The sequence below is a fragment of the Neisseria flava genome, assembly GCF_982712965.1.
In genome coordinates, this window is record NZ_CEXQBZ010000044.1 from 1 (window position 1) to 10,922 (window position 10,922).

Annotated in this window: 18 protein-coding genes; 9 read left to right on the forward strand and 9 right to left on the reverse strand. The window is 47.1% G+C overall.

Annotated elements, in window-relative coordinates; all coding sequences use genetic code 11:
- Positions 1-116: 116 nt before the first annotated feature.
- Entirely contained in the window at positions 117-257 is a 141-nt protein-coding gene (locus tag AC5M9B_RS03005; protein ID WP_321178173.1) for a hypothetical protein, read from the reverse strand.
- On the opposite strand from AC5M9B_RS03005, the gene pdxA (AC5M9B_RS03010) reads away from it, so the two are divergent.
- Positions 256-1,266: a 4-hydroxythreonine-4-phosphate dehydrogenase PdxA gene (pdxA, locus tag AC5M9B_RS03010; RefSeq protein WP_070654400.1), complete on the forward strand. Its 1,011-nt coding sequence runs from the start codon at positions 256-258 to the stop codon at positions 1,264-1,266. The two genes, AC5M9B_RS03005 and pdxA (AC5M9B_RS03010), sit on opposite strands and share 2 nt — an antisense overlap.
- A 74-nt stretch (positions 1,267-1,340) precedes the next feature.
- On the opposite strand, the gene AC5M9B_RS03015 is transcribed toward pdxA (AC5M9B_RS03010), so the two are convergent.
- The 6 genes from AC5M9B_RS03015 to AC5M9B_RS03040 all read right to left on the reverse strand — a co-directional run bounded on the left by AC5M9B_RS03015 (position 1,341) and on the right by AC5M9B_RS03040 (position 4,542).
- Complete coding sequence (locus tag AC5M9B_RS03015; protein WP_070654401.1) at positions 1,341-1,652, reverse strand: hypothetical protein; 312 nt, start codon at positions 1,650-1,652, stop codon at positions 1,341-1,343.
- Between the two features lie 345 nt (positions 1,653-1,997).
- The gene (locus AC5M9B_RS03020; protein WP_204788542.1) at positions 1,998-2,669 is read right to left on the reverse strand and encodes a hypothetical protein; all 672 of its coding nucleotides are present in this window, start codon (positions 2,667-2,669) and stop codon (positions 1,998-2,000) included.
- A gap of 13 nt (positions 2,670-2,682) precedes the next feature.
- Positions 2,683-3,273, reverse strand: coding sequence for a phage protease (locus AC5M9B_RS03025; protein WP_107859985.1), 591 nt, complete (start codon positions 3,271-3,273; stop codon positions 2,683-2,685).
- Between the two features lies 1 nt (position 3,274).
- Entirely contained in the window at positions 3,275-3,592 is a 318-nt protein-coding gene (locus AC5M9B_RS03030; RefSeq protein WP_060974894.1) for a Mor transcription activator family protein, read from the reverse strand.
- Positions 3,593-3,850: 258 nt separating this feature from the next.
- Positions 3,851-4,165: a hypothetical protein gene (locus tag AC5M9B_RS03035; RefSeq protein WP_060974895.1), complete on the reverse strand. Its 315-nt coding sequence runs from the start codon at positions 4,163-4,165 to the stop codon at positions 3,851-3,853.
- Between the two features lie 125 nt (positions 4,166-4,290).
- Positions 4,291-4,542: a hypothetical protein gene (locus AC5M9B_RS03040; protein ID WP_070749308.1), complete on the reverse strand. Its 252-nt coding sequence runs from the start codon at positions 4,540-4,542 to the stop codon at positions 4,291-4,293.
- Positions 4,543-5,038: 496 nt separating this feature from the next.
- Between AC5M9B_RS03040 and AC5M9B_RS03045 the strand changes: the two genes are divergently transcribed.
- Positions 5,039-5,380, forward strand: coding sequence for a hypothetical protein (locus tag AC5M9B_RS03045; protein WP_487648238.1), 342 nt, complete (start codon positions 5,039-5,041; stop codon positions 5,378-5,380).
- 162 nt (positions 5,381-5,542) lie between these two features.
- Here AC5M9B_RS03045 and AC5M9B_RS03050 read toward each other — a convergent pair whose 3' ends face one another.
- Entirely contained in the window at positions 5,543-5,884 is a 342-nt protein-coding gene (locus AC5M9B_RS03050) for a hypothetical protein (RefSeq protein WP_487648238.1), read from the reverse strand.
- Positions 5,885-6,380: 496 nt separating this feature from the next.
- On the opposite strand from AC5M9B_RS03050, the gene AC5M9B_RS03055 reads away from it, so the two are divergent.
- The 6 genes from AC5M9B_RS03055 to AC5M9B_RS03080 all read left to right on the forward strand — a co-directional run bounded on the left by AC5M9B_RS03055 (position 6,381) and on the right by AC5M9B_RS03080 (position 9,582).
- Positions 6,381-6,632, forward strand: a complete 252-nt coding sequence (locus tag AC5M9B_RS03055) for a hypothetical protein (protein WP_070749308.1) — start codon at positions 6,381-6,383, stop codon at positions 6,630-6,632.
- A 125-nt stretch (positions 6,633-6,757) separates the two neighbouring features.
- The gene (locus AC5M9B_RS03060) at positions 6,758-7,072 is read left to right on the forward strand and encodes a hypothetical protein (protein WP_060974895.1); all 315 of its coding nucleotides are present in this window, start codon (positions 6,758-6,760) and stop codon (positions 7,070-7,072) included.
- Between the two features lie 258 nt (positions 7,073-7,330).
- On the forward strand, positions 7,331-7,648 hold the full coding sequence (locus AC5M9B_RS03065) for a Mor transcription activator family protein (protein WP_060974894.1): 318 nt from the start codon (positions 7,331-7,333) through the stop codon (positions 7,646-7,648).
- Between the two features lies 1 nt (position 7,649).
- Positions 7,650-8,240, forward strand: coding sequence for a phage protease (locus AC5M9B_RS03070; RefSeq protein WP_107859985.1), 591 nt, complete (start codon positions 7,650-7,652; stop codon positions 8,238-8,240).
- 13 nt (positions 8,241-8,253) lie between these two features.
- Complete coding sequence (locus AC5M9B_RS03075; protein WP_204788542.1) at positions 8,254-8,925, forward strand: hypothetical protein; 672 nt, start codon at positions 8,254-8,256, stop codon at positions 8,923-8,925.
- A gap of 345 nt (positions 8,926-9,270) precedes the next feature.
- Positions 9,271-9,582: a hypothetical protein gene (locus tag AC5M9B_RS03080; protein ID WP_070654401.1), complete on the forward strand. Its 312-nt coding sequence runs from the start codon at positions 9,271-9,273 to the stop codon at positions 9,580-9,582.
- A gap of 74 nt (positions 9,583-9,656) precedes the next feature.
- Here the strand turns inward: AC5M9B_RS03080 and pdxA (AC5M9B_RS03085) are convergent, their stop codons facing one another.
- Positions 9,657-10,667: a 4-hydroxythreonine-4-phosphate dehydrogenase PdxA gene (pdxA, locus tag AC5M9B_RS03085; RefSeq protein WP_070654400.1), complete on the reverse strand. Its 1,011-nt coding sequence runs from the start codon at positions 10,665-10,667 to the stop codon at positions 9,657-9,659.
- On the opposite strand from pdxA (AC5M9B_RS03085), the gene AC5M9B_RS03090 reads away from it, so the two are divergent.
- Positions 10,666-10,806 (forward strand): hypothetical protein, encoded by a 141-nt coding sequence (locus AC5M9B_RS03090; RefSeq protein WP_321178173.1) that lies wholly within the window; start codon positions 10,666-10,668, stop codon positions 10,804-10,806. The genes pdxA (AC5M9B_RS03085) and AC5M9B_RS03090 overlap by 2 nt on opposite strands.
- Positions 10,807-10,922 lie beyond the last annotated feature (116 nt).

Genomic DNA, 10,922 nt, shown 5'->3' on the forward strand with positions numbered 1-10,922 from the left:
GTGAATCGGTTCCGTACTATCTGTACTGTCTGCGGCTTCGTCGCCTTGTCCTGATTTAAATTTAATCCACTATACAATAGGGTTGATCTACTCGTTTTTTGATACGGACTCTGCCGTCATTCCCACGCGTGGGTATGACGGGATGGCGGGGTCTTATTGGAATCCGCCCTACATTGCAAAGATGAAAACAAAGGTCGTCTGAAATCCCCATCAACCACTTTCAGACGACCTTTATCCAGATTAAGGAATCGCATCATGTCCCTTCCCGTATTAGCAGTTACCTCCGGCGAGCCTGCCGGTATCGGCCCCGATATTTGTTTGGATTTGGCGTTTGCCGAGTTGCCGTGCCGCCCCGTCGTTTTGGGCGACAAAGACCTATTGGCGCAGCGGGCGGAGATGTTGGGCAAAAACGTTGTCTTGAGGGATTTTGTATCAGGTAATGCCGATAAAGCCCCGTTGTGCCATGGGGAATTGGAAGTTTTGCATATTCCGCTTGACGCGCCTTGCGAAGCCGGCATGCTCAATCCCGCCAATGCGCGCTATGTCTTGCAACTGCTGGATACGGCATATCAAGGCATTACCGAAGGCATATTCGACGGCATGGTAACCGCGCCGCTGCACAAAGGCATCATTAACGATGCAGGTGCGGGGGGCGGATTCTTTAGCGGACATACCGAATACCTCGCCGAAAAAAGTCAGACGGAACAAGTCGTCATGATGTTGGTAGGCGGTGGGCTGCGCGTCGCTTTGGTTACGACCCATTTGCCGCTGCGCGCGGTTGCCGATGCCGTGACGCAGCCGCTCGTCGAGTCTGTCGTCCGTATCTTGAACGCCGATTTGCGAGACAAATTCGGCATTGCCCAACCGCATATCCTGGTTACCGGATTGAATCCGCACGCGGGCGAGGGCGGACATTTGGGACACGAAGAAGCCGACATCATCATCCCTGCGCTGGCCCGCCTCAAAAGCGAAGGCATACACGCCAGCGGCCCATATCCCGCAGACACGGTGTTTCAGCCGTTTTTGCTGAAAGATGCCGATGCCGTTTTGGCGATGTATCACGATCAAGGTCTGCCGACGTTGAAATATGCCGGTTTCGGACAAGGCGTCAACATTACGCTCGGACTGCCATTTATCCGTACCTCCGTTGACCACGGTACCGCGCTGGATTTGGCGGGAACAGGCAAAGCCGCCTCCGGCAGCCTGATTGAAGCTGTCCGCACCGCTTTGGAAATGGCGGCAGAAATCCGCAAAAAACAGCGTTAAACAAGACGGAATGCCGTTAAAAAGGTCGTCTGAAACCCGATTCCGTTTCAGACGACCTTTTTATTCAAATCCCGTTATTCGTATTTTTCACAACGGATGGCAGAATCTTCGCAGAACATCGCCGAATTTTCCGCATTGCAGGCATGGCGGACGGCGCGGCGCGCTTCCCATTCGTTTTTCCCCGAAGCCTCAAACAACTTTTGGAACGGCTTGACGCTGCACACATAAATACGGTTCGAGTTGCGCGAACCCGATAAGATAATGCGTTCCAAACTAGCGACGCGGGCTTCTAAAACCTCGATTCTTTCCTCCAATTCGGCAACCGAAGCCGCATTGGCCGCAGGCAAAACAACGGCAAGCAACAGGGCAAAGAAAGATTTTTTCATGGTATATCTCTACGGCAGTTACAAAAACGGTATATTGTATAGTAAGTTCACTTTTAATAGGCGCAGTATTCCCTTGTTTTGTTGAAGCCGCCCGCGAAAAAATAAACCATTTTTTGAGAAAATTTATTTTGTTTTTTATTTCACTATTTGTAACTCTTTTTCACTTTTTAAAAAGCGACGTCACCGTCGCTTTTTATTTTACCAGTTACATATGGCCAGCTCGCCGCTTGTTTTACCGGTTTTGTCTCTGCCAACCGTATAGGCAAGCTCAAGCTGTGTGATGCGGAAGTCTTTGAACAACTCCCTTATATCTATAATTTGCGAGAATCAGGCGGGTTTGCTCGTCTAATTCGATCGGTGCGGGTGCAGTTGCTTCGTTAAATTCACTAATGCCTCGTCTAGGTCTGCCAAGCACGCCTGCATGTCTTCTATTTCGGTTTGCAGGTCTGCAATGGTTTCGCGGCGTTCGGAAATGCTCGGCAATTCTTCGTTTCCCCATTTTGAACCGATGGCGGTTTCAATGGTTTGCATAATTCGGCTGTGAACCGCATCGGGGACGAAGTAACAAAGTGTGCTTAATGTACGGTCTTCTCCATGGCTGAAAAAATTGCCTGATAAGAATTCGCCGTGTGCCGCGCGGAAGCCGGAGAAAATCCAGTTTTCGCGCAATGTACCGTATTCCTTTCTGCCTATTGTGTGGGTTTCAAGCTCATTTAAAGGCATATTGTTGTAACTCGGTATTTCAATCGCGGCGTTTTCGCCGAAACCGCGCCGTTCGCTCGTCAAGAGGTCAATCAAAATCTGTTCTGCCTGTTTGCTCTCGGCGGCAATATGTTCTTTCAGTAATAGGCTAAAATCCGTCTTGCTTACGGGCATGTCGCGCAAGCGTTTGATTTCGCTTTTCAATTTTTCAATTTGCCCCGCCACATCTTCACGTTCCTTACGGATTGCGGCGGCCTGATTTTGAAAGGCTTGTAGTGCAGATTTTGCAGATTCAATGGCTTTTGTTTTGTTCATGGTGTTTGGTCTTTCATCGGTAGTTCGTCAAATGAATACAGGCTTTCACGGCCTGATAATAGGTTACATCGGGATGTTGCTTTTGATATTCTCGGGCTAAATAATCCAGCTTTTGCGATTCGTTTTGGAAGATTGGCAGTTTGGATTCGGAAAAATCAATATCCATTTCAAATGTGATGTATGGTGTGGATATTTCAGAAAAATTCAGCGGTTCCATACCTTTAACAGCTGGATTATTCAAAAAGGCAATGTGATTCAGTTTTAGGCCGCTGGGAAAGGGGTCAAACCCTGCTGAAACGTGCCTATACATGCCTTTTCTTACCATGCTCAACAATTCTGCAGTAATAAAGGCATTGGCATACAGATTTTTGCCGTCAAATTCCAATTCATGAACTAGTCCAAGCGGCTTTAACCCTTTGGGGAATTTCCCAATTTCGCGGTATTCGCCATGCCCGATAAACAAAGCGGCGCGGCCATTGGTGCGGCTGTTGTGTTCGTCGGCAATATCTTTCAGCATTTGCGCGGAAAACTGGCGACGCCGTCCTTTAGAATCCCAGTGCGTTCCCACACGGAAAATCTGAAAGCGTTTCAGAGATAAATTCATTTCAACCTACTTTTAAAATTCGGTAGACTTGTTGCAATGAAATACCGTATTTAGAGGCTAATTCACCACGCGAATAATTACCTGTTTCAAAATCGGAAATGATTGAAAGACGGCGTTCTTCGGACGAATTTGAATGCCCGGTTCTAAAGTAAATCAGTTGTCCGCCAAAGGTTTCAGATATGCCGTCCGAAACGGCCAAAGCTGCCGCAGCAACAACCGATTTAGGAACGGCGCGCTGATTTAAAACTTCGGTTACTTTATCGGCAATGTAGGTTAAAACTTCATCACCTTTGATATTTGTTCTTGATTTACTGCCCATTTTCAAATTCCTGTTTTGAGAATTAAAGTTTCCCCGCCGCCTGTAATATTCAAGCCATGAATCGGGTAGATGGCCGCTGCATTTTTGTCAGAATGCCTTGCCACTAATTTATTAATACAAATTAAAATCCGCCAAAGGCTTATTCTTTTAATCTATCCCTATCTTCTGAAATCATCGGATAGTCAGTTGTTCGATTGGGGGTACAAAAAGCGTATTGCCGGAATTCCTAGAGAATCAGCGCAATGCGCTTTTTCTCTTTTATTTCAAATAAAAATCCAAGCGTTCGCGCAATGCCGAATTTAATGATTTCCCATTGTCGTATTCGCTGAATTCAACGCATGTTTCAGGCATTTCCGCAAAATCCAAAGCGTGAACAAACAAAGCACGGTCACGCGGCATCAGGCGGCCTTCCCGAATCAGGTTCTCAACAAATTCCGCATTATCCGCATGCAGTTTGCCCCATTTTTCCCTTGCCTGTTTGTCATGGAAAGCCGCTAATTCCGCCTGTGCTGTTTTAGCCCGAATTTCCGCTTCACGTCGGGCTTTTTGTGCTGCTTCTAAGTAGTTGTTCATCAAAATTTCCCTTTCCTATCGCCATTTAACGCATATTAAAGCGATATTCAGGCGATTGCGTTTTAAAGCGCATTAAAAAAACAGCCCATACCGTTTTCAGGTATGGGCTGTTTATACAATCCGGATTATTCGCAATTCCAAGACAGGCTTTGTTCCAGTGTTTCGGCGGCAAAATGCAGCGTATTGAATAACTGTTCTTCCCGCTTGTCGCCGCCGCGTGAATAGCAGGACATAGCCGCCAACATATCGGCAATATGCGCTATCTGCCGGTATGCCGCTTCGTTCAGCTTGTAAATATTATTTTGGCCGTCATACAGGCATTGCGGCGCATCGGAATCTTGGAAGTTTTTCAGGGTATCGGTTTGAGAGGTTTTCATGATATGGCCTTTCTATTCTTATCGGTTGATGCCGCCTTTCCGTTCCTACACGGTGGGGCGGCAGACAAAGGGCAAGGAGTAGGAAACCGGCAGAATAGAACCGGTGGGCAGATGCCCGCCTTGCCCCTGCCTACCATAAGAAAAAGGCACACTAGGGGAAATGCAAACGTAAAAAATCCGCATCTTGTTTGGACTGAAGCCAAACCAATCAGGCGGTGTTTGCCTATTCTGTATCAGCTTCCTACGGCTGGCTGCTCTATTGAAAGCAGCGGATTCATTATTATGCGCTTGCGCTGAAAAGTCAAGCGGTATTTTGCAGCAAATTTGAAAACGGACGATGTCGAGCGTTTTGGGGAATGTTTGGGAGGCAAATCTTTGCCGACGTCGGCAAAGATTCAAATGTATAACGCTGGTGTTACGTTTCCTGATTTGGCTGTAAGTATGCAAAACGGACGCTGGCGTCCGTTTTGATACGCCAATCAAAACAAATTACCCGATGTCGGATAATTTGCCCAAATGTGCCGATGTCGTCACATTTGACCTATTTGCCTTGTATTTTTGGAACTGCTTAAATCCGCCGTTTTCAGGCCTGTTTGCATTCAGACGGCCTAAGTTGCGTTTTGTACATTTCCCATCGGTCAGGCGCGTTCCTGACCGACTTAAAAACGATTTTGCCGTCGGTTTCGGATTGCAAATCGAAAAGGAAAGCGCAAAAGTTGCGCCGGTGCAACTTTTGCTTATCTCAAACGGCTGTTTCACGCGTCTGAAGCGAAACCGCATTCAAGTTTTTAGCCGTGAAAATTTTCCGACGTCGGAAACTTTGGGCAATCTATTTTAAAAATGGACGTCATGTCCATTTGTAGGCTGTGATTATTGTCGGAAATTACCATCCGGCGGGTATTTGTCCAAATGTGCCGCCGGCGGCACATTTGGACAAATACCCGCCGGATGGTAATTTCCGACAATAATCACAGCCTACAAATGGACATGACGTCCATTTTTAAAATAGATTGCCCAAAGTTTCCGACGTCGGAAAATTTTCACGGCTAAAAACTTGAATGCGGTTTCGCTTCAGACGCGTGAAACAGCCGTTTGAGATAAGCAAAAGTTGCACCGGCGCAACTTTTGCGCTTTCCTTTTCGATTTGCAATCCGAAACCGACGGCAAAATCGTTTTTAAGTCGGTCAGGAACGCGCCTGACCGATGGGAAATGTACAAAACGCAACTTAGGCCGTCTGAATGCAAACAGGCCTGAAAACGGCGGATTTAAGCAGTTCCAAAAATACAAGGCAAATAGGTCAAATGTGACGACATCGGCACATTTGGGCAAATTATCCGACATCGGGTAATTTGTTTTGATTGGCGTATCAAAACGGACGCCAGCGTCCGTTTTGCATACTTACAGCCAAATCAGGAAACGTAACACCAGCGTTATACATTTGAATCTTTGCCGACGTCGGCAAAGATTTGCCTCCCAAACATTCCCCAAAACGCTCGACATCGTCCGTTTTCAAATTTGCTGCAAAATACCGCTTGACTTTTCAGCGCAAGCGCATAATAATGAATCCGCTGCTTTCAATAGAGCAGCCAGCCGTAGGAAGCTGATACAGAATAGGCAAACACCGCCTGATTGGTTTGGCTTCAGTCCAAACAAGATGCGGATTTTTTACGTTTGCATTTCCCCTAGTGTGCCTTTTTCTTATGGTAGGCAGGGGCAAGGCGGGCATCTGCCCACCGGTTCTATTCTGCCGGTTTCCTACTCCTTGCCCTTTGTCTGCCGCCCCACCGTGTAGGAACGGAAAGGCGGCATCAACCGATAAGAATAGAAAGGCCATATCATGAAAACCTCTCAAACCGATACCCTGAAAAACTTCCAAGATTCCGATGCGCCGCAATGCCTGTATGACGGCCAAAATAATATTTACAAGCTGAACGAAGCGGCATACCGGCAGATAGCGCATATTGCCGATATGTTGGCGGCTATGTCCTGCTATTCACGCGGCGGCGACAAGCGGGAAGAACAGTTATTCAATACGCTGCATTTTGCCGCCGAAACACTGGAACAAAGCCTGTCTTGGAATTGCGAATAATCCGGATTGTATAAACAGCCCATACCTGAAAACGGTATGGGCTGTTTTTTTAATGCGCTTTAAAACGCAATCGCCTGAATATCGCTTTAATATGCGTTAAATGGCGATAGGAAAGGGAAATTTTGATGAACAACTACTTAGAAGCAGCACAAAAAGCCCGACGTGAAGCGGAAATTCGGGCTAAAACAGCACAGGCGGAATTAGCGGCTTTCCATGACAAACAGGCAAGGGAAAAATGGGGCAAACTGCATGCGGATAATGCGGAATTTGTTGAGAACCTGATTCGGGAAGGCCGCCTGATGCCGCGTGACCGTGCTTTGTTTGTTCACGCTTTGGATTTTGCGGAAATGCCTGAAACATGCGTTGAATTCAGCGAATACGACAATGGGAAATCATTAAATTCGGCATTGCGCGAACGCTTGGATTTTTATTTGAAATAAAAGAGAAAAAGCGCATTGCGCTGATTCTCTAGGAATTCCGGCAATACGCTTTTTGTACCCCCAATCGAACAACTGACTATCCGATGATTTCAGAAGATAGGGATAGATTAAAAGAATAAGCCTTTGGCGGATTTTAATTTGTATTAATAAATTAGTGGCAAGGCATTCTGACAAAAATGCAGCGGCCATCTACCCGATTCATGGCTTGAATATTACAGGCGGCGGGGAAACTTTAATTCTCAAAACAGGAATTTGAAAATGGGCAGTAAATCAAGAACAAATATCAAAGGTGATGAAGTTTTAACCTACATTGCCGATAAAGTAACCGAAGTTTTAAATCAGCGCGCCGTTCCTAAATCGGTTGTTGCTGCGGCAGCTTTGGCCGTTTCGGACGGCATATCTGAAACCTTTGGCGGACAACTGATTTACTTTAGAACCGGGCATTCAAATTCGTCCGAAGAACGCCGTCTTTCAATCATTTCCGATTTTGAAACAGGTAATTATTCGCGTGGTGAATTAGCCTCTAAATACGGTATTTCATTGCAACAAGTCTACCGAATTTTAAAAGTAGGTTGAAATGAATTTATCTCTGAAACGCTTTCAGATTTTCCGTGTGGGAACGCACTGGGATTCTAAAGGACGGCGTCGCCAGTTTTCCGCGCAAATGCTGAAAGATATTGCCGACGAACACAACAGCCGCACCAATGGCCGCGCCGCTTTGTTTATCGGGCATGGCGAATACCGCGAAATTGGGAAATTCCCCAAAGGGTTAAAGCCGCTTGGACTAGTTCATGAATTGGAATTTGACGGCAAAAATCTGTATGCCAATGCCTTTATTACTGCAGAATTGTTGAGCATGGTAAGAAAAGGCATGTATAGGCACGTTTCAGCAGGGTTTGACCCCTTTCCCAGCGGCCTAAAACTGAATCACATTGCCTTTTTGAATAATCCAGCTGTTAAAGGTATGGAACCGCTGAATTTTTCTGAAATATCCACACCATACATCACATTTGAAATGGATATTGATTTTTCCGAATCCAAACTGCCAATCTTCCAAAACGAATCGCAAAAGCTGGATTATTTAGCCCGAGAATATCAAAAGCAACATCCCGATGTAACCTATTATCAGGCCGTGAAAGCCTGTATTCATTTGACGAACTACCGATGAAAGACCAAACACCATGAACAAAACAAAAGCCATTGAATCTGCAAAATCTGCACTACAAGCCTTTCAAAATCAGGCCGCCGCAATCCGTAAGGAACGTGAAGATGTGGCGGGGCAAATTGAAAAATTGAAAAGCGAAATCAAACGCTTGCGCGACATGCCCGTAAGCAAGACGGATTTTAGCCTATTACTGAAAGAACATATTGCCGCCGAGAGCAAACAGGCAGAACAGATTTTGATTGACCTCTTGACGAGCGAACGGCGCGGTTTCGGCGAAAACGCCGCGATTGAAATACCGAGTTACAACAATATGCCTTTAAATGAGCTTGAAACCCACACAATAGGCAGAAAGGAATACGGTACATTGCGCGAAAACTGGATTTTCTCCGGCTTCCGCGCGGCACACGGCGAATTCTTATCAGGCAATTTTTTCAGCCATGGAGAAGACCGTACATTAAGCACACTTTGTTACTTCGTCCCCGATGCGGTTCACAGCCGAATTATGCAAACCATTGAAACCGCCATCGGTTCAAAATGGGGAAACGAAGAATTGCCGAGCATTTCCGAACGCCGCGAAACCATTGCAGACCTGCAAACCGAAATAGAAGACATGCAGGCGTGCTTGGCAGACCTAGACGAGGCATTAGTGAATTTAACGAAGCAACTGCACCCGCACCGATCGAATTAGACGAGCAAACCCGCCTGATTCTCGCAAATTATAGATATAAGGGAGTTGTTCAAAGACTTCCGCATCACACAGCTTGAGCTTGCCTATACGGTTGGCAGAGACAAAACCGGTAAAACAAGCGGCGAGCTGGCCATATGTAACTGGTAAAATAAAAAGCGACGGTGACGTCGCTTTTTAAAAAGTGAAAAAGAGTTACAAATAGTGAAATAAAAAACAAAATAAATTTTCTCAAAAAATGGTTTATTTTTTCGCGGGCGGCTTCAACAAAACAAGGGAATACTGCGCCTATTAAAAGTGAACTTACTATACAATATACCGTTTTTGTAACTGCCGTAGAGATATACCATGAAAAAATCTTTCTTTGCCCTGTTGCTTGCCGTTGTTTTGCCTGCGGCCAATGCGGCTTCGGTTGCCGAATTGGAGGAAAGAATCGAGGTTTTAGAAGCCCGCGTCGCTAGTTTGGAACGCATTATCTTATCGGGTTCGCGCAACTCGAACCGTATTTATGTGTGCAGCGTCAAGCCGTTCCAAAAGTTGTTTGAGGCTTCGGGGAAAAACGAATGGGAAGCGCGCCGCGCCGTCCGCCATGCCTGCAATGCGGAAAATTCGGCGATGTTCTGCGAAGATTCTGCCATCCGTTGTGAAAAATACGAATAACGGGATTTGAATAAAAAGGTCGTCTGAAACGGAATCGGGTTTCAGACGACCTTTTTAACGGCATTCCGTCTTGTTTAACGCTGTTTTTTGCGGATTTCTGCCGCCATTTCCAAAGCGGTGCGGACAGCTTCAATCAGGCTGCCGGAGGCGGCTTTGCCTGTTCCCGCCAAATCCAGCGCGGTACCGTGGTCAACGGAGGTACGGATAAATGGCAGTCCGAGCGTAATGTTGACGCCTTGTCCGAAACCGGCATATTTCAACGTCGGCAGACCTTGATCGTGATACATCGCCAAAACGGCATCGGCATCTTTCAGCAAAAACGGCTGAAACACCGTGTCTGCGGGATATGGGCCGCTGGCGTGTATGCCTTCGCTTTTGAGGCGGGCCAGCGCAGGGATGATGATGTCGGCTTCTTCGTGTCCCAAATGTCCGCCCTCGCCCGCGTGCGGATTCAATCCGGTAACCAGGATATGCGGTTGGGCAATGCCGAATTTGTCTCGCAAATCGGCGTTCAAGATACGGACGACAGACTCGACGAGCGGCTGCGTCACGGCATCGGCAACCGCGCGCAGCGGCAAATGGGTCGTAACCAAAGCGACGCGCAGCCCACCGCCTACCAACATCATGACGACTTGTTCCGTCTGACTTTTTTCGGCGAGGTATTCGGTATGTCCGCTAAAGAATCCGCCCCCCGCACCTGCATCGTTAATGATGCCTTTGTGCAGCGGCGCGGTTACCATGCCGTCGAATATGCCTTCGGTAATGCCTTGATATGCCGTATCCAGCAGTTGCAAGACATAGCGCGCATTGGCGGGATTGAGCATGCCGGCTTCGCAAGGCGCGTCAAGCGGAATATGCAAAACTTCCAATTCCCCATGGCACAACGGGGCTTTATCGGCATTACCTGATACAAAATCCCTCAAGACAACGTTTTTGCCCAACATCTCCGCCCGCTGCGCCAATAGGTCTTTGTCGCCCAAAACGACGGGGCGGCACGGCAACTCGGCAAACGCCAAATCCAAACAAATATCGGGGCCGATACCGGCAGGCTCGCCGGAGGTAACTGCTAATACGGGAAGGGACATGATGCGATTCCTTAATCTGGATAAAGGTCGTCTGAAAGTGGTTGATGGGGATTTCAGACGACCTTTGTTTTCATCTTTGCAATGTAGGGCGGATTCCAATAAGACCCCGCCATCCCGTCATACCCACGCGTGGGAATGACGGCAGAGTCCGTATCAAAAAACGAGTAGATCAACCCTATTGTATAGTGGATTAAATTTAAATCAGGACAAGGCGACGAAGCCGCAGACAGTACAGATAGTACGGAACCGATTCAC

What these genes read in the sequence shown, in the direction of transcription:
- pdxA (WP_070654400.1), top strand. Translation starts at nt 256, where the DNA reads ATGTCCCTTCCCGTATTAGCAGTTACCTCCGGCGAGCCTGCCGGTATC.
- AC5M9B_RS03005 (WP_321178173.1), bottom strand. Translation starts at nt 257, where the DNA reads ATGATGCGATTCCTTAATCTGGATAAAGGTCGTCTGAAAGTGGTTGAT.
- AC5M9B_RS03015 (WP_070654401.1), bottom strand. Translation starts at nt 1,652, where the DNA reads ATGAAAAAATCTTTCTTTGCCCTGTTGCTTGCCGTTGTTTTGCCTGCG.
- AC5M9B_RS03020 (WP_204788542.1), bottom strand. Translation starts at nt 2,669, where the DNA reads ATGAACAAAACAAAAGCCATTGAATCTGCAAAATCTGCACTACAAGCC.
- AC5M9B_RS03025 (WP_107859985.1), bottom strand. Translation starts at nt 3,273, where the DNA reads ATGAATTTATCTCTGAAACGCTTTCAGATTTTCCGTGTGGGAACGCAC.
- AC5M9B_RS03030 (WP_060974894.1), bottom strand. Translation starts at nt 3,592, where the DNA reads ATGGGCAGTAAATCAAGAACAAATATCAAAGGTGATGAAGTTTTAACC.
- AC5M9B_RS03035 (WP_060974895.1), bottom strand. Translation starts at nt 4,165, where the DNA reads ATGAACAACTACTTAGAAGCAGCACAAAAAGCCCGACGTGAAGCGGAA.
- AC5M9B_RS03040 (WP_070749308.1), bottom strand. Translation starts at nt 4,542, where the DNA reads ATGAAAACCTCTCAAACCGATACCCTGAAAAACTTCCAAGATTCCGAT.
- AC5M9B_RS03045 (WP_487648238.1), top strand. Translation starts at nt 5,039, where the DNA reads ATGTCGGATAATTTGCCCAAATGTGCCGATGTCGTCACATTTGACCTA.
- AC5M9B_RS03050 (WP_487648238.1), bottom strand. Translation starts at nt 5,884, where the DNA reads ATGTCGGATAATTTGCCCAAATGTGCCGATGTCGTCACATTTGACCTA.
- AC5M9B_RS03055 (WP_070749308.1), top strand. Translation starts at nt 6,381, where the DNA reads ATGAAAACCTCTCAAACCGATACCCTGAAAAACTTCCAAGATTCCGAT.
- AC5M9B_RS03060 (WP_060974895.1), top strand. Translation starts at nt 6,758, where the DNA reads ATGAACAACTACTTAGAAGCAGCACAAAAAGCCCGACGTGAAGCGGAA.
- AC5M9B_RS03065 (WP_060974894.1), top strand. Translation starts at nt 7,331, where the DNA reads ATGGGCAGTAAATCAAGAACAAATATCAAAGGTGATGAAGTTTTAACC.
- AC5M9B_RS03070 (WP_107859985.1), top strand. Translation starts at nt 7,650, where the DNA reads ATGAATTTATCTCTGAAACGCTTTCAGATTTTCCGTGTGGGAACGCAC.
- AC5M9B_RS03075 (WP_204788542.1), top strand. Translation starts at nt 8,254, where the DNA reads ATGAACAAAACAAAAGCCATTGAATCTGCAAAATCTGCACTACAAGCC.
- AC5M9B_RS03080 (WP_070654401.1), top strand. Translation starts at nt 9,271, where the DNA reads ATGAAAAAATCTTTCTTTGCCCTGTTGCTTGCCGTTGTTTTGCCTGCG.
- AC5M9B_RS03090 (WP_321178173.1), top strand. Translation starts at nt 10,666, where the DNA reads ATGATGCGATTCCTTAATCTGGATAAAGGTCGTCTGAAAGTGGTTGAT.
- pdxA (WP_070654400.1), bottom strand. Translation starts at nt 10,667, where the DNA reads ATGTCCCTTCCCGTATTAGCAGTTACCTCCGGCGAGCCTGCCGGTATC.